Below are 15,559 nucleotides of genomic sequence, written 5' to 3'. Positions count from 1 at the left end.
ATAGGGTTTCGCCATGCCCGCTGGCCTCCATTCCCCAGCCGGCATCTTGAATCACATAATAGGCCCGAGCAAAACCCCTCTCGATTCAGCCTCACGTCATCTCGCTCTAATCCAGCGTTGGTACCAAAAGCCGACCTTCCGCAATCCACCCATCGCGCCATCGCGCCACATCCTCAAACCGGCCGCGTCCGCCACATGGCGATCGGGATCATGGTCATCACCGGCTTGTCGTCCTGATTATAGATCGTCACCTTGTTGCGGACGATGCCCATTTCGGGGCGCGTCCTGGACGCCGTCTTCTCAATCACCTCATTCGTGCCGCGCAGCGTGTCGCCGGGGCGCACCGGGCGCAGCCAGCGCAGTTCGTCCACGCCCATCGCGCCCAGGCTGGCCGCCTGCCGGCCCGGTTCCTTTCGCATCGCGGCGACGAACATCTTCATGAACAGCGCGGTGGTGTGCCAGCCGCTTGCCGAGATGGTGCCGAAATGCGTCTTCGCCGCCGCCTCGTCGGAGAGGTGAAAGGGTTGCGGGTCGAATTCGGCGGCAAAAGCGATGCTTTCCTCGCGCGTCAGCGTCAGCGGGCCGAAATCGAAGCGGTCGCCGATGGCGATATCCTCGAAATATACAATGTCGTTGCCCGCCATGGTGGGTCTCCTCTTCCCGCCATGGCTTAGGAGCGCTTTCCGTTTACGTCAATGTCAGGCGATGCTCAGTGAGGCCTGCCCGCGCGGGACCGTCAGCGTCGCGCGGGTCTGAATGTCCGCGCCGGGCGTCGAGACCCGGTCCATCACCCGGACGCGGGTGGTCCAGGCGTCGGGCGTCACGTCGCAGACCAGATAGCCGCGCTGGTCGTTCAGGAACTTCAGTTGCGGGTTGTTCCTGAACATGATGTCGCTGCCTGCGCGCAGATCCTGCCCGTCGCCGCCTGACGAGATGGACGTGGAGACGAACTCCACCGCCACGGGCTTGCCCTCGCTCTCCAGCAAGCCGGCGAAATTCTGGTGCTCGTCGCCCGTCAGCACGACGACATTGTCGAGGCCGCGCATCTTCGCCAGCAGCCTTTTGCGTGGTGCTTCATAGGCCGCCCAACTGTCGAGATTATAGATTTTCGCCGCCTCGTCGGCGTAGCGGCGGCGGTCGAGCGACATCATCATCACCTGCTGCGCGACGCAGTTCCATTTGGCCTGGCCCCGAGTCAGGTTGCGAGTGAGCCAGCTTTCCTCCTCAGGCGAAAGCACCTGCGCCTTGGCATCGTCGATGCCGGCGCAGTGCGTCTTGAACCCGTCGTCGCATGGCTGGTCCGACCGGAAGGATCGGGTGTCGAGGAAGTCGATCGAGAGCAAATCGCCGAACCGCGCCTCCCGCCAGGCGTTGGTGATGATGCCGTTCCTGGGCAGCATCGCCGCGCGCACCGGCATATATTCATACCATGCCTGCAATCCCGCCTGCCGGCGCAGGCGGAATATGTCGGACGGCGCGTTGCCCTTGCCGGGGATGTCGCCGACCCAGTTATTTTCCACCTCATGATCGTCGAAGGTCGAAAACCAGCTGTGCCGGGCACGGGCGGCCTGAAGGTCATAGTCGCTCAGATACTGGGCATAGCGCAGGCGATAGTCGGTGAGGTCGAAGCAATCCTGCCCGATATGGTGCCGCACCTGATCGACCGGCAGACCGTCCTTGTCGTAATCGGGCGTGCGCTGCTGATATTCGTAGATGAAGTCGCCATAATGATAGACGAAAGCAAGGTCGTCCTCCCGCGCCAGATGGCGGAAGGCGGTGAAATAGCCGTCCTCGTAATTCTGGCAGCCCGCGACGCCGAACTTCAGCGCAGCCGGGCTGGCCGAGGCGAGCGGCAGGGTGCGGGCGCGCCCGCGCGTCGATTGATCGCTGCCAAGTCCGAAACGATACCAATAGGGGCGGTCGGGTTGCAGGCCCGTCACTTCGACATGGACGCTATGGCCCAGTTCCGGCCGCGCCGTCGCTTCGCCCGACGCGACGATGGTCTTGAACCTGTCGTCGCTCGCCACTTCCCATTTCACCGGCAGCGGCACCATCGGCATGCCGCCATGCGGCTCCAGAGGCTTGGGCGCGAGCTTGGTCCAGATGACGAAGCCGTCCGGCGCGGGATCGCCCGATGTGACCCCGAGCGAAAAAGGATAGCCCGCGAACCAGGTCTGCGCCGTCAATATGGCGGGCGCGCCGATGGGCGCCAGGCTGGCGGCGGACAGGAACTGGCGGCGATTGAACATGGGGCGACCTTTTGGATGGGCGGTTTTGCGACTGTCTTAACCCGCTCCCCTAACCGCGCAATATGACAGGATGACGCGCGCGCTCAGCCGGCCCATTCGCGCAGAGCGCCCCACGCCTCCGCCTTCTTCTCGCGGGACAGGCTGGCATAGGCGCCGCTGGAGGAGGGAAGGTCGATCAACGTCAGGTCGGGCCGCGCGGCCAGCTGCCGGCGGCCATGGGTCGCGGCGGTCCTGCCGTTGAAGGCTATCGCCTTGAGCGCGGGCAACCGCTCGATGAACCGGCCAAGGTCGCGCAGTTCGGCGCCTCTGATGCTGCTGTCCAGGCTACCGTCCCGTTCGGCGCTCTCGATCACGTCCCACAGCCCCACACCGCGCGCGCGCAGCCGCTTCAACCGCATCGCATAGGGCTGGCCGCGCAGATCCTCGTCCAGCACACCGCCCAGCAAGTGCCAGAAGGCATTGCCGCGATGGGCATAATATTCGCCCTGCCGGATCGATGCGTCGCCGGGCAGGCTGCCCAGGACCAGCAGCCGGGTGCTCGCGTCGACGCTGGGAGGGAAGGCGAATTTAACGGGCATCTTCGCTAATCCGTCACCCCAGCGAAAGCTGGGGTCTCATGCGGTGGCGCGCAATCGCCTGAGATGCCAGCCTGCGCTGGCATGACGAACATAGGCTATACATTGAACCGGAACAGCATGATGTCGCCGTCCTGCGTCACATAATCCTTGCCTTCGGAGCGCCACTTGCCCGCCTCCTTGGCCCCGGCCTCGCCATTATACTGGACATAGTCGGCGTAGGCCATGGTTTCGGCGCGGATGAAGCCCTTCTCGAAATCGGTGTGGATCGCGCCGGCGGCCTGCGGCGCCTTGCTCCCCTTCGTCACGGTCCAGGCGCGCGCTTCCTTCGGCCCCACGGTGAAGAAGGTGATGAGGCCCAGCAGTTCGTATCCCGCGCGAATGATGCGGGCGAGGCCGGCTTCGGTCAGGCCCAGCGCTTCGAGATATTCGGCGCGTTCCTCGACCGGCATAGTGACGAGTTCCGCCTCGATCGCGGCGGAGACGATCACCGCCTTCGCATTTTCGGCCGCCGCCTTCTCGAACACGCGGCCACTGTGCGCGTTGCCCTCCGCCGCCGCATCCTCCTCGACATTGCAGACATAGAGGACGGGCTTGGCGGTCAGCAGTTGCGCCTGCGTGAAGAGGCGTTCTTCCTCCACATCGCGCGGCTGCGTCAGACGGGCGGGCTTGCCTTCGCGCAGCAGATCGAGCGCCTGGCCCAGCACGGATGCGGCGGCCTTTGCCTCCTTATCGCCCTGCGCCGCCTTCTTGGCGAGATTGGGAACGCGCTTCTCAAGGCTTTCCAGGTCGGCGAGCATCAGCTCCGTCTCGACCGTCTCTGCGTCGGCGATGGGATCGACCTTGCCCTCGACATGGGTGATGTCGTCATCCTCGAAACAGCGCAGGACATGGACGATGGCGTCCACCTCGCGGATGTTGGCGAGGAACTGGTTGCCCAGGCCCTCGCCCTTGGACGCGCCGCGCACCAGGCCGGCGATGTCGACGAAGCTCAGCTGCGTCTCGATGATCTTGGCCGATCCGCCGATCTTCGCGATGGTCTGGAGCCGGTCGTCGGGTACGGCCACGCGGCCTTCATTGGGTTCGATCGTGCAGAAGGGATAGTTGGCCGCCTGCGCCGCCTGCGTTTCGGTGAGCGCATTGAACAGGGTGGACTTGCCGACATTGGGGAGGCCGACGATACCGCAACGAAAACCCATGGAACTGCCTTACGAGGATAGGAGGATTGCCGCGCCGATAGCGCTTTGGACCGGGAAAGGCCAGCCTCGGTCACATGGATCAGCGCTGGCGCCGGTAGGACAAAAGGCGCAGTTGCAATAAGCGGGCGCGTCGCGACATGGGGCGCATGACTGGAGGCGACATGGCGGATCAGGAACAAGACTGGTGGACGGACGGATCGGGCCGGCGCTGGAAGAAGCGGCCGCCGCACGAGACGGGTGCGCTCGGCCGCTGCCCGCGCTGCGGCGAGGGGCATATCTTCCAGGGCTTCCTGACCGTGCGCGACCATTGCGAGGTATGCGGCCTCGATTATAGCTTCGCCGATCCCGCGGATGGCCCGGCGGTATTCGTTCAGCTGTTCGCCTGCGTGCCCGGCGTCATCTTCATCCTGATGCTTGAGATATTGGCGAGCCCGCCGCTCTGGGTGCATCTGATCGTCGGGCTGCCGGTGGTGATCCTGACCACGGTGCTGCCGCTGCGCCCGATCAAGGGCTGGCTCGTCGCCGCGCAGTTCACGACGCGCGCGCAGGAAGCCGGGACGAGCGCGCTTTGGGCGAAGCTGCACGGCGACGGGCGGGGCTGACTCGCCCGGTCAATGCCGGAAGAAAAGCGTCACCGACGCGATGTGGTTGACGCGGGTGTTGCCGCCGCGCTGGTTGACGATCTGGTTCATATAGCCGACCTCCAGCGTCGAAGCGCCCGGCAGGCCCAGTTCCGCGCCCGCAAAGCTGCGTAACTGGTCGAAACCCGCCCGCGCGCCCCAGTCGGTATCGTTGAGCGCCGCAAACCCCTCGGCCCAGACCAGCGCGTTGACCGCATCGCTCTCCGCCCGAAGCGGCTTTTCATATCGGATCATCTCGCGCAGCCGCCAGCCCATGTCGTCGCCATCCGACCGCCAACGCTGCTCCAGCCGCGTGCGCGACGAAAGCTCGCCGCCCCAGGGCTTGCCCAGCGTCCAGCTAAGTTGCTGGAAACTGCGCTCTTCGTTCACATCCCTGCCGCCCTCGATTGGGACGACAACATGCGCAAACCCCTGATACAGGGTGACGGCGGGCGAGAATTTCCAGCCTAGCGCGCCCCGGAACAGCGCCTGGTCCACGCGCGACACTCCATCGCCGATGCGCGGTTGCACTTCCGCGAAATAGACGACCTCATCCTTCACTGATCCCATCGCCGTCAGGTTGAGCCAGAACTGTTCATCTTCGCTGGTCGCCGCCAGTGCCGGGGACGCAAGCAGCATGAGGGCAGTGGGCAGCAGATGGGAAAGGCGCATCGTCATCCTTGCGGGGGGAGGGGGGGGGAGTCGCCCCCTCTAATCGTCCCGCATGTCCGGCTTGTTGCTGCGCTGTGACTTTGCCTGAACCGTCCCGCTTTCAGGTTATGACACTCGGCCGGTCCATGCCGGTGAAGCCGCTGATATCCGCCACCTCCTGCGCGGCGGCGACCAGCGGGGCGAGGGCATCGGCGGTCTCCATGCCAAGGTCGCCGTCCGGCCCGACATAGCGCTCGATATAGACCCGCAAGGTCGCGCCTTCGGTGCCCGTGCCCGACAAGCGGAACACGACCCGCGATCCGTCCTCGAACAAGATACGCACGCCCTGGTTCCGGCTCACCGACTGGTCGGTGGGATCGGTGTAGGCGAAATCGTCCGCGCTTTTCACCGTGCCGCCGCTGTTGGTGGTGCCGGGCAGGCTGGCGAGCGCGTCGCGCAGCGCCGCCATCAGCGCGTCGGCCTTGTCCTTGGCGATCGCTTCATAATCGTGCCGGGCATAATAATTCCGGCCATAGGTCGCCCAGTGGTCGGCCATGATCGCTGCGACCCCCTGCTGGCGCACGGCAAGGATGTTGAGCCACAGCAGCACCGCCCAGATGCCGTCCTTTTCACGTACATGGTCGGAGCCGGTCCCCGCGCTCTCCTCGCCGCAGATGGTCGCCATGCCGGCGTCGAGCAGATTGCCGAAATATTTCCAGCCCGTCGGCGTTTCGTAGAGCGGAACGCCGAGCTTCTCCGCCACCCGATCCGCAGCGCCGCTGGTCGGCATCGACCGCGCGATGCCCTTGAGGCCCGCCGCATAGCCCGGCGCCAGATGGGCGTTCGCCGCCAGCACCGCCAGCGAGTCAGATGGCGTGACGTAGCAATGCCGCCCGATGATGAGGTTGCGGTCGCCGTCCCCGTCCGACGCCGCGCCGAAATCGGGCGCGTCGGCCGCCATCATCCGGTCATATAGCGCCCTGGCATGGACCAGGTTCGGATCAGGGTGATGGTGGCCGAAATCGGGCAGCGGCGTCGCGTTCATCACCGTGCCGGCGGGCGCGCCGAGCCTCTTCTCGAAAATCTCGACCGCATAGGGCCCGGTCACCGCGCTCATCGAATCGAAGGCAAGCGTGAAGCCGCCCGCGATCATCGCCCGGATCGCGTCGAAATCGAACAATCGCTCCATCAGGTCGGCATAGAGCGCGACCGGATCGACCACCTCCACGATCATGTCATCGAGCCGCGTCGATCCGATCGCGTCGATATCGACATCGGCGGTATCGAGTATGCGATAGCTATCGATGGCGAGCGTGCGGGCATGGATGGCGTCGGTCACCTTCTCGGGCGCGGGGCCGCCATTGCCGATATTATATTTGATGCCGAAATCCTCGTCCGGCCCGCCCGGATTATGGCTGGCCGACAGCACCAGCCCGCCGAACGCGCCCGCCGATCGGATAAGGTGCGACGCGGCAGGGGTCGATAATATCCCGCCCTTGCCCACCAGCACCCGGCCGAAACCGTTGGCCGCCGCCATCTTGAGCGCGATCTGGATGACGTCTCGGTTAAGATAGCGCCCGTCGCCGCCCAGCACCAACGTCTGCCCCGCAACCCCCTCCAGACTGTCGAACACCGACTGGATGAAATTCTCGGCATAATGGGGCTGCTGGAATATCCGGACCTTCTTGCGCAGGCCCGAAGTGCCCGGCTTCTGGTCGGAAAACGGCGTCGTCTGAATGATCTGGGACACGGGCGACTCCCTAAAGGACAGCGATGCTTTGGGACAAGGGACGCGCCAAGGCAAATCCTGATCCATGCAGCTTTTGCGTCGCTTCTTCGTTGTAGCAGCAGAACGACCCAGGGCCCGCTCAACGCAAAGGACGCCATGACCCCCGGACAGGAAGAGCCGCCCGAACTGATGGCGGCGAACAGTGACCAGATCGTCGAGACTACCGCCGCGACGGACAGCGACGCGACCAGCTTCGCGCAAGCCGTGGACGAAGTCGGCGCGGAATCGATGCTGGGCTACCGGCTTCAGCAGCAGGCGATCCTGTCGGACTTCGGGCTTGCGGCGCTCAAGACCCGCGACCTCGACGATCTGCTCGACGCGGCCGTCCGTCTCTCGGCGCAGGGGATGCGGGCGGACCTGTGCAAGATATTGGAGTATCGGGCCGAGGGCGATCATCTGCTGCTGCGCGCGGGTGTCGGCTGGCACGAGGGGGAGGTCGGCAACGCCACCCTCGGCGCGGACGAGCAGTCGCCTGCGGGCTTCGCTTTCCGCAACGGCACGCCGGTCATCTCCAATCATCTGGAGCATGAGGAGCGCTTCCGTACGCCCAGGCTGCTCGCCGACCATGGCGTGCGGCGCGCGATCAATGTGCTGATCGCCACCGGCGAGGGCGCGTGGGGCGTGCTGGAGGTCGACAGCCCCAATGACGGCGAGTTCGAAGCGGCGGACATCGCCTTCCTCCAGGGTTTCGCCAATCTCGTGGGCGTGGCGATCGAGCGCGCGGAAGCCGACCGCAAGCTCGCGGAGGCGCTGGAGCATCAAAAGCTGCTGGTGCAGGAAGCAAGCCATCGGGTGAAGAACAGCCTGGCGATGCTGTCGAGCCTGCTTCAGATGCAGTCGCGCCGCGCTGCGTCCGCCGATGTCGCGCAGGCACTTGACGAAGCGTCGGGCCGGATCATCGCGGTCGCGCGCACCCACGACCAGCTGTGGCGGCATGGCGGCGGCGATACGATCGACCTGCGCAATCTCATGTCGGACCTGTGCGCCACCTTGCAGGCGCAATTCGACGGCTTCCATTTCCATTGCGAGGCGGACGAGGCGCTCATTCGATCGGACCGCGCGATGACGCTGGCGCTGCTCGTCACCGAACTCGTCACCAATGCGGCCAAGCACGGCTATGCCGGCGCGCCGGGACAGGTGTGGACGCAGGTGCGCCAGGCCGGCGAAGACCGTCTCAGCATCATCGTGCGCGACGAGGGGCAGGGGCTGCCGGACGGTTTCCAGCTGACCAGCACGGCGTCCACCAGCCTGGGGATGAAGCTTATCACGACTCTGGCGCGAAGCCTGAACGGCACGGTGACCGCGCGGACGGAAGGCGGCGCGATCTTCGAGCTGACGATGCCGCTTTAAGCGGCGGTGCGCAGCGCGACCTCGTTCATGAAACGCGCGTCGTCATTCTTCGCCAGCCACTCCGCCTCGGCGCCGATCGCGGCCAGCATGTCGGTCAGCGCGTCGATTTCGCTCTTGGCGTAATTGCCGAGCACATAGCCATGGACCTTGTCCTTGTGCCCCGGATGGCCGATGCCGATCCGCACGCGGCGAAAATCCGGGCCGATATGCGCGTCGGTCGATCGCAGCCCGTTATGCCCGGCATTGCCCCCGCCGCGCTTCACCTTGACCTTCATCGGCGCGAGGTCGAGTTCGTCGTGAAAGACGGTCACGTCCTGCGGCGTCAATTTGTAGAAGCGCATCGCCTCGCCGATCGAGCGGCCGCTTTCGTTCATGAAGGTCGCGGGTTTCAGCAGGATGATCTTTTCAGGCCCGATCCGCCCTTCCTGGGTCCAGCCCTGAAACTGCTTCCTGGGCGGAGAGAAGCGATGCATGTCGGCGATCAGGTCGGCCGCCATGAAGCCGACATTGTGCCGGTGCATCGCATATTGCGCCCCCGGATTGCCGAGCCCGGCCCAGATCTGCATGGCTGACCTTCCGAAAATCAAAAAATCTCCGTTCGTCCTGAGTAGCCATTGAGCTTGCCGAAATGGCGTATCGAAGGATGCTTCGATACGGGCCTTCGACAGGCTCAGTCCCTACTCAGCACGAACGGAGATCGTATCTAACGGCTCTGGAAAAGGCTTACTCGCCCTCGGCCGGTGCCTCGCCGCCCTCTTCCGCGGCGGGCGCGACGAGCGGCGGAACGATCGTGGCGATCGTGAAGTCGCGGTCGTCGATCGCGGTCTTCGCGCCCTTGGGCAGCGTAACGGCGCTGATGTGGATCGAATCGCCGACTTCGAAGCCGGTCAGGTCGACCACCACGTCCTCGGGAATCTCGGCCGCATCGACGATCAGTTCGACGTCATGACGCACGACGTTGAGCACGCCGCCCTTCTTGAGGCCCGGCGACGCGTCTTCATTCTCGAAGCGCACGGGCACCGCGACGGTGACGGTGGCATGTTCGGACACGCGCAGGAAGTCGGCGTGCAGCGGACGGTCGGAGACGGGGTGGAACGCCACGTCCTTGGCGAGCGTGCGGACGGACTTGCCGCCGACTTCGACCATGATGACCGAGTTGAAGAAATGGCCGGTGCCCAGCAGCTTGTTGAGGAGCTTTTCCTCGACATGGATGGACTGCGGGTCTTGGTTGTTGCCATAAATGACGGCGGGAACGCGGCCCTCGCGGCGGAGAGCGCGGGAGGCTCCCTTGCCTGCCCGATCGCGTGCCTCGGCCGACAGCGTAAGCTGCTCGCTCATTGCGTGTCTCCAAAAGCTATTGATGTACTTTCCCGCCACGCCTCCAGGGATGACCATCGCGGGAAGGCGCGCCTTTAGCAGAAAAGGCGCAGATGGCAAGGGGCCGCCTACTGCACCCGCGTGACCGTGAACCCCTTGGCCTCCAGCATCGTGATCAGATTGCCGTCCCCCGTCAGATGCCCCGCACCCACGGCGATGAACGGCTTGCCGCGCAAGGCCTCGATCGCCGTCACCCAGTCGCGGTTGCGCGCGACCAGGATGGCTTCCTCGACCATCGGGTCGGGCTGCTCGCCGATCTTGTCCTCCTTGGCGATCGCGTCCATGTCGCCCTTCAGCCAGGCCTTGAGGATACGGTCGTAGAGCGCCTTCATCCCCTTGGCCTCATGCACGGTCTGGACCAGCAACCGCGCCTGCGCGGCTTCGGGCAGCGTGTCGAATGCGCCGAACTGCCGCTCCACCGTCTCCAGCCCGCCGATCGGCTTGCCCGCCTTTTTGAAGGCGGCGATCAGCACCGGCTCTACCCCGTCATCCTGGCTGACCCCCAGATCCTGCTGGCTGGCGGCGGACAGCAGCATCGCCGCCGCCCAGCTTTCATAGCCGGACAGCAATTGCGAACTGGTCCCGCCATCGTCGATCGCCTTGACCAGCGCCGCCTTCTCCTCCTCCGGCACCCGCTTCTCCAGCGGCGGAAGACCGGAGCTGCGGCCCATCTTTTCGAACAAGGCGAGCGTCTTCTGCTCGTCCTGAAGGTCCGCCGCCTCCAGCACCAGCGTGTCGGCCTGCCCCATCGCCTCGCGGATAGCCGGCGTGTCCCACGCGACGCCCTTGGGCAGCACATGGATGGTGCCGAACAGCCATCCCTTCATGTCGCCGCGCTGGACCTGCCACAGCGCCGGGCCGCCCTGCGCGGCCGGCGTTGGCGCGGGGTCGGAACCGCAGGCGGCGACCAGCCCCAGCGATACGAGGGCCAGCAGGCGAAGGATCATGCTGATCATGCGTTCACTCCTTCACCCGCTTTGCCCGGACGCCCAGTGCCTTGAGCTGCTCCTGCACGCTGCCCTTGCCCGCCAGATGCCCCGCGCCGACCGCGACGAAGGCCGTGCCCGGCCGCTCCAACCGCGCCTTGATCCACTTCGCCCAATTGGCGTTGCGCCCGATCAGCAGCACCTGCGCCAGTTCGGGCGTCGCTTCGAGCGATTCGTTCATCGATTGCGCCAGCTTGTCGGGCTGCCCCGCCTGCCAATAGGTGAGGAGGTCGCCAAACTCCTTCTCGACTTCCGGAAGGCCCTCGACCGTCGCCGTCAGGAACGTGACCTGCTGCGGCATCGGCAGGCCGGCGAAAAAGCCGATCTGCTGCTCCACCGTCTCCAGCGCTTCGATCGTCTTGCCCGCGTCCATCGCCGCCTTGCGCAAGATCTTTTCCGCGCCCAGCTGGTTCTGATAGCCTAGTCTCTCCAGCGGGGCGACCGACAGGGTGATGCCCGCCATCCAGGGGTTGAACGTCTCGAACGTCTGCCAGGGCAGGCCGTTGGCCGTCATCGCCGCTTGGTATGGCGCGCGCGCCTCTTCCGACAGCCGGTCGCTGAGCTTCACCCCGTCGCTCGCCACCGCCAGCCGCCCGATCGTCGCGGCCAGCGCCTGCGGATCTTCGGGCTCGATGATCTCCAGCACCAGTTCGTCCGACCCGTCGAACGCGGCCTTCACCGGCCCCCGGAACCAGTCGATCCCCGGCTTCATGACATGGACCGTGCCGAACAGGTAGATGCGCGTATCCGCATCCTTCACCAGCCAGAGGGCGGGGGCAGGCGCGGCGGTCGTCTTCGCCTCCGCCACGCCGCCGATCAGCAGCAGGGCGGCGACACAGGCGCGGAGCAGGGCGGGGAGGGCAGTCATATCCCCTCCATGGGGAGCGCGCGGGCGGAGGGCAAGCGGCTTAACCCTGTTTCGCCGGCCCGCGCCCTTGACCGTCCCCCAGTCCTGCGCCAAGGCGCGGGGCCAGGTTTCGAGTGAAAAGGGCATGTTTCGTGGCCGAAGGCAAAGCGCTTTCCTTCCAGGATCTGATCCTGACCCTGCACGCCTATTGGGGGCGGCAGGGCTGCGTCATCCTCCAGCCCTATGATATGGAAGTGGGCGCGGGCACCTTCCACCCGGCCACCACGCTGCGCGCGCTCGGCCCCGACGCGTGGAACGCCGCCTATGTCCAGCCCAGCCGCCGCCCGACCGACGGCCGCTATGGCGAAAATCCCAACCGGCTCCAGCATTATTACCAGTATCAGGTCATCATGAAGCCGAGCCCGCCCAATTTTCAGGAGCTGTATCTCGGCTCGCTGATGGCGATCGGCCTCGATCCGCTGGTCCACGACATCCGTTTCGTCGAGGACGACTGGGAAAGCCCGACGCTGGGTGCCTGGGGGCTTGGCTGGGAAGTCTGGTGCGACGGCATGGAGGTCAGCCAGTTCACCTATTTTCAGCAGATGGGCGGCTTCGATTGCAAGCCGGTCGCGGGCGAGCTGACCTACGGGCTCGAACGGCTCGCCATGTATATCCAGGGCGTCGATAATGTGTACGACCTCGCCTTCAACGATGCCGGCGTGACCTATGGCGACGTGTTCCTCGAAAACGAAAAACAGATGTCGAAATGGAATTTCGAGGTCGCCGACACCGAAAAGCTGTTCCGCTGGTTCAAGGACTGCCGCGCTGAATATGACCGGTGCATCGACGCCGGCGTGCCCCTCGCCGCGTTCGAGCAGGCGATCAAGGCGTCCCACACCTTCAACCTGCTTCAGGCACGCGGCGTCATCTCCGTGCAGGAACGCGCCAGCTATATGGGCCAGGTTCGCGACATGGCGAAGGGCAGCTGCGAGGCATGGATGACGAAGAACGGGTGGGCGGCGTGAATCCTCCCCGGAACGGGGAGGGGGACCGCGCGGCGCAGCCGTGTGGTGGAGGGGGCTCGCCTCCCACGCAACGCCCGGTGATATACGCTGCCCGAAAGTTGCGGAAGGACATGACCCTGCCCGAAGTGCTGCTTTGGCAACGCTTGCGTGGCCAGGCGACGGGGCTCAAATTTCGACGGCAGCATCCGGTTGGCAGCTACATCGCAGACTTTTATTGCAGCAGCCTCAGGCTGGTGATCGAGGTTGACGGCGAAGCGCATAATCGTGGTGACCAGCCTCAACGTGACGAGTATCGGGACGCATTCATGCAGCAGAATGGGTATCGGGTGGTGAGGATATCGGCATCCGAAATTATGAAGGACGCGGCCTCGGTCGCCGAACGGATCGCTTCGCTCGGGGCCAGCCCCCTCCACCATCCTGCGGATGGTCCCCCTCCCCGTGCCGGGGAGGATGAGCATGACTGACTTCCTCCTCGAACTGCGCTGCGAGGAAATCCCGGCGCGGATGCAGCTGAAGGCGTCCGACGACCTCGCCCGGCTCTTCACCGAGGAACTGGCCAAGGCCGGCCTCAAGCCCGCTGCCATCGACAGTTTCGTCACCCCTCGCCGCCTCGCGCTCATCGCGCGCGGGCTGCCGATCGAAACCGCCGCCGTCAGCGAGGAATATAAGGGCCCCCGCACCTCCGCGCCCGAACAGGCGCTCGATGGGTTCCTGCGCAAGACCGGCCTCACGAAGGACCAGCTTCAGGATCGCGACGGCGTCTGGTTCGCCGTGGTCGAGAAGCCCGGCCGCGCGACCGCCGATGTGCTGGCGGAGGCGGTCCCGGCCGTCGTCCGCGCCTTCCCCTGGCCCAAGTCGATGCGCTGGGGCGCCGCCAGCCAGACCACGGAGAGCCTGCGCTGGGTCCGTCCCTTGCAGGGCATAGTCGCGATCCTCGGCGAAGAACTGGTCGATATCGAGATCGAGGGCATCCGCAGCGGCTACGCCACGCTGGGTCATCGCTTCCACCATTCCGGCGAGATCACGATCGGCGGCGCGCACGACTATGTCGAGAAGCTGCGCGCCTGCCATGTGATCGTGTCTCACCAGGAACGGCAGGCGATCATCGCGGGGAAGGCCGCGCAAGCGGCCGCCGCGCAGGGCTACACCGTCATCGAGGACAAGGGCCTCGTCGCGGAGAATGCGGGGCTCACCGAATGGCCGGTGCCGCTGCTCGGCGATTTCGACCCGGCTTTCCTTGAGGTTCCGCCCGAGGTCATCCAGCTGACGCTGCGGATCAACCAGAAATATTTCGTGCTGAAGGACGCCGCGGGGAAACTCGCCCCGGCCTTCATCTGCACCGCCAATATCGAGGCGAAGGACGGCGGCGCGGCGATCATCGCCGGCAACCGCAAGGTGCTCGCCGCCCGCCTTTCCGATGCGCGCTTCTTCTGGGAACAGGACAAGAAGACGCAGCTGGAGGACCACGCCAAGAAGCTGGAACGCATCACCTTCCACGAAAAACTCGGCACCGTCGCCGACAAGGTGGAGCGGGTCGCGAAACTGGCAAGGTGGCTGGTGGAGGAGGGTATCGTCACCCCTACCAACACCGTCACCCCTATCAACACCGTCACCCCAGCCACCCCCGTCACCCCAGCGAAGGCTGGGGTCTCAGGCCAAAGCGCGCCAACGCCTCAGATGCCAGCCTACGCTGGCATGACGAAAGAGGAGTTGGCTCAACTCGCCTATGACGCGGCGAAACTGTGCAAAGCCGACCTCGTAACCGAAATGGTCGGGGAGTTCCCCGAGCTTCAGGGCGTCATGGGCGGCTACTACGCCCGCGCCGAGGGCCTGCCCGACGCCGTCGCCGACGCCATCCGCGACCATTACAAGCCGGTCGGGCAAGGGGATGAGGTGCCGACCGCGCCGGTTACGGTGGCGGTGAGTTTGGCGGATAAGCTGGATACGATTGCAGGTTTCTTTTCTGAAGGTGAGAAGCCAACTGGGTCAAAGGATCCTTTCGCGCTTCGGCGTGCGGCGCTGGGCATCCTAGCAACAATCCAGTCTAACAAACTACGCCTAAATCTACGTGATGCATTTGTTGAAGCTACATTCTGGCAGCCCTTTGGGCGCCAGGTGAACCCGACAATTCTTGCAAATCAAACATTTGCGCAGTTATCCCGGTTTATCGGGATGGGTAAGGATGTTGCCGCAGCGTTTTACAAGCAAGTGCGAGACCAGGCTGATGACCGCGTCGCTCAGAAGGCGAAGGCGGACACCGAGAAGTTGTATGTAATCGCAGAGGACGGGATGCTGTTCTTCGCCGACCGCCTCAAGGTCCAGCAGAAGGAAGCCGGCGTCCGCCACGACCTGATCGACGCGGTGTTTGCGCTTGGCGGCGAGGACGACCTCGTCCGCCTGCTCGCCCGCGTCCACGCGCTCCAGTCTTTCGTCGCGACCGACGATGGCGCGAACCTGCTCGCGGGCTACAAGCGTGCCGCCAACATCCTTAAGAAGGACGCGCCGGACTTAACCCGTGCTCCTGCGGAAGCAGGAGCCCAGGGCGGCGAAGCGCAATCCGGCCCTGGGCTTCTGCCTTCGCAGGAGCAGGGCGGTCTGGCCTACACCCCCGAACCCGCCGAAGCCGCCCTCATCGCCGCGCTCGACGCCGCCGAACCCCGCGCCGCCACCGCGATCGCCGACGAGCGGTTCGAGGATGCCATGGCCGCGCTCGCGACGCTCCGCGCGCCGATCGACGCCTTCTTCGACAGCGTGACCGTCAACGATCCCGATCCCGCCAAGCGCGCGAGTCGCCTTGCGCTGCTGGCGCGGGTGCGCGATGCGGTGCATCAGGTAGCGGACTTCTCGAAAATTTCGGGCTGACGACATTTCCTGTCGAAATCGGCGCGAAA

Annotated in this window: 15 protein-coding genes; 5 read left to right on the top strand and 10 right to left on the bottom strand. The window is 65.1% G+C overall.

The genetic code is table 11. The features are described from left to right. Window positions 1–173: 173 nt before the first annotated feature. From ACETPF_RS08245 to ychF, 4 genes are all read right to left on the bottom strand, one after another. Window positions 174–644, bottom strand: a complete 471-nt coding sequence (locus ACETPF_RS08245; protein WP_373933954.1) for a MaoC family dehydratase — start codon at window positions 642–644, stop codon at window positions 174–176. A gap of 54 nt (window positions 645–698) precedes the next feature. Continuing rightward, the gene (locus ACETPF_RS08240; protein ID WP_373933953.1) at window positions 699–2,249 is read right to left on the bottom strand and encodes an alkaline phosphatase D family protein; all 1,551 of its coding nucleotides are present in this window, start codon (window positions 2,247–2,249) and stop codon (window positions 699–701) included. 83 nt (window positions 2,250–2,332) lie between these two features. Next, complete coding sequence (locus ACETPF_RS08235; RefSeq protein ID WP_373933952.1) at window positions 2,333–2,827, bottom strand: DNA-deoxyinosine glycosylase; 495 nt, start codon at window positions 2,825–2,827, stop codon at window positions 2,333–2,335. A gap of 95 nt (window positions 2,828–2,922) precedes the next feature. Continuing rightward, entirely contained in the window at window positions 2,923–4,023 is a 1,101-nt protein-coding gene (gene ychF / locus ACETPF_RS08230) for a redox-regulated ATPase YchF (RefSeq protein WP_373933951.1), read from the bottom strand. A 161-nt stretch (window positions 4,024–4,184) separates the two neighbouring features. On the opposite strand from ychF, the gene ACETPF_RS08225 reads away from it, so the two are divergent. Continuing rightward, window positions 4,185–4,625: a DUF983 domain-containing protein gene (locus ACETPF_RS08225; protein WP_373933950.1), complete on the top strand. Its 441-nt coding sequence runs from the start codon at window positions 4,185–4,187 to the stop codon at window positions 4,623–4,625. Window positions 4,626–4,634: 9 nt separating this feature from the next. Here ACETPF_RS08225 and ACETPF_RS08220 read toward each other — a convergent pair whose 3' ends face one another. Both ACETPF_RS08220 and ACETPF_RS08215 read right to left on the bottom strand, forming a co-directional pair. Then, window positions 4,635–5,321, bottom strand: a complete 687-nt coding sequence (locus ACETPF_RS08220) for a DUF2490 domain-containing protein (RefSeq protein WP_373933949.1) — start codon at window positions 5,319–5,321, stop codon at window positions 4,635–4,637. Window positions 5,322–5,415: 94 nt separating this feature from the next. Beyond that, entirely contained in the window at window positions 5,416–7,044 is a 1,629-nt protein-coding gene (locus ACETPF_RS08215) for an alpha-D-glucose phosphate-specific phosphoglucomutase (protein WP_373933948.1), read from the bottom strand. 135 nt (window positions 7,045–7,179) lie between these two features. On the opposite strand from ACETPF_RS08215, the gene ACETPF_RS08210 reads away from it, so the two are divergent. Continuing rightward, on the top strand, window positions 7,180–8,433 hold the full coding sequence (locus ACETPF_RS08210; RefSeq protein ID WP_373933947.1) for a sensor histidine kinase: 1,254 nt from the start codon (window positions 7,180–7,182) through the stop codon (window positions 8,431–8,433). Here ACETPF_RS08210 and pth read toward each other — a convergent pair. The 4 genes from pth to ACETPF_RS08190 form a co-directional block, all read right to left on the bottom strand. Further along, window positions 8,430–8,999, bottom strand: coding sequence for an aminoacyl-tRNA hydrolase (pth, locus tag ACETPF_RS08205; protein WP_373933946.1), 570 nt, complete (start codon window positions 8,997–8,999; stop codon window positions 8,430–8,432). The two genes, ACETPF_RS08210 and pth, sit on opposite strands and share 4 nt — an antisense overlap. A 157-nt stretch (window positions 9,000–9,156) precedes the next feature. Beyond that, complete coding sequence (locus ACETPF_RS08200) at window positions 9,157–9,771, bottom strand: 50S ribosomal protein L25/general stress protein Ctc (protein ID WP_373933945.1); 615 nt, start codon at window positions 9,769–9,771, stop codon at window positions 9,157–9,159. A gap of 107 nt (window positions 9,772–9,878) precedes the next feature. Next, window positions 9,879–10,766, bottom strand: coding sequence for a TraB/GumN family protein (locus ACETPF_RS08195; protein WP_373933944.1), 888 nt, complete (start codon window positions 10,764–10,766; stop codon window positions 9,879–9,881). Window positions 10,767–10,770: 4 nt separating this feature from the next. Continuing rightward, complete coding sequence (locus ACETPF_RS08190) at window positions 10,771–11,664, bottom strand: TraB/GumN family protein (protein WP_373933943.1); 894 nt, start codon at window positions 11,662–11,664, stop codon at window positions 10,771–10,773. A 131-nt stretch (window positions 11,665–11,795) separates the two neighbouring features. Here ACETPF_RS08190 and ACETPF_RS08185 point away from each other — a divergent pair, with 131 nt between their 5' ends. Genes ACETPF_RS08185 through glyS form a run of 3 tightly spaced genes read left to right on the top strand, consistent with a single transcriptional unit; the run spans window position 11,796 to window position 15,530 of the window. After that, a complete protein-coding gene (locus tag ACETPF_RS08185; RefSeq protein ID WP_373933942.1) occupies window positions 11,796–12,668 on the top strand; it encodes a glycine--tRNA ligase subunit alpha in 873 nt (290 codons plus the stop codon). Then, entirely contained in the window at window positions 12,665–13,132 is a 468-nt protein-coding gene (locus tag ACETPF_RS08180) for an endonuclease domain-containing protein (protein WP_373933980.1), read from the top strand. Before ACETPF_RS08185 ends, ACETPF_RS08180 begins: the two co-directional genes overlap by 4 nt. Next, window positions 13,125–15,530: a glycine--tRNA ligase subunit beta gene (gene glyS, locus ACETPF_RS08175; protein ID WP_373933941.1), complete on the top strand. Its 2,406-nt coding sequence runs from the start codon at window positions 13,125–13,127 to the stop codon at window positions 15,528–15,530. Before ACETPF_RS08180 ends, glyS begins: the two co-directional genes overlap by 8 nt. Window positions 15,531–15,559 lie beyond the last annotated feature (29 nt).

Origin of the sequence: Sphingobium agrisoli (assembly GCF_041877245.1) — a bacterium.
Taxonomy (GTDB): domain Bacteria; phylum Pseudomonadota; class Alphaproteobacteria; order Sphingomonadales; family Sphingomonadaceae; genus Sphingobium.
The sequence above is the reverse complement of the archived record's forward strand: the minus strand, read 5'-3'. Positions and strand labels throughout refer to the sequence as shown.

Bases quoted from the DNA above. Each gene is read 5' to 3' on its own strand.
- ACETPF_RS08245 (WP_373933954.1), bottom strand. From the start codon at position 644: ATGGCGGGCAACGACATTGTATATTTCGAGGATATCGCCATCGGCGAC.
- ACETPF_RS08240 (WP_373933953.1), bottom strand. From the start codon at position 2,249: ATGTTCAATCGCCGCCAGTTCCTGTCCGCCGCCAGCCTGGCGCCCATC.
- ACETPF_RS08235 (WP_373933952.1), bottom strand. From the start codon at position 2,827: ATGCCCGTTAAATTCGCCTTCCCTCCCAGCGTCGACGCGAGCACCCGG.
- ychF (WP_373933951.1), bottom strand. From the start codon at position 4,023: ATGGGTTTTCGTTGCGGTATCGTCGGCCTCCCCAATGTCGGCAAGTCC.
- ACETPF_RS08225 (WP_373933950.1), top strand. From the start codon at position 4,185: ATGGCGGATCAGGAACAAGACTGGTGGACGGACGGATCGGGCCGGCGC.
- ACETPF_RS08220 (WP_373933949.1), bottom strand. From the start codon at position 5,321: ATGACGATGCGCCTTTCCCATCTGCTGCCCACTGCCCTCATGCTGCTT.
- ACETPF_RS08210 (WP_373933947.1), top strand. From the start codon at position 7,180: ATGACCCCCGGACAGGAAGAGCCGCCCGAACTGATGGCGGCGAACAGT.
- pth (WP_373933946.1), bottom strand. From the start codon at position 8,999: ATGCAGATCTGGGCCGGGCTCGGCAATCCGGGGGCGCAATATGCGATG.
- ACETPF_RS08200 (WP_373933945.1), bottom strand. From the start codon at position 9,771: ATGAGCGAGCAGCTTACGCTGTCGGCCGAGGCACGCGATCGGGCAGGC.
- ACETPF_RS08195 (WP_373933944.1), bottom strand. From the start codon at position 10,766: ATGATCAGCATGATCCTTCGCCTGCTGGCCCTCGTATCGCTGGGGCTG.
- ACETPF_RS08190 (WP_373933943.1), bottom strand. From the start codon at position 11,664: ATGACTGCCCTCCCCGCCCTGCTCCGCGCCTGTGTCGCCGCCCTGCTG.
- glyS (WP_373933941.1), top strand. From the start codon at position 13,125: ATGACTGACTTCCTCCTCGAACTGCGCTGCGAGGAAATCCCGGCGCGG.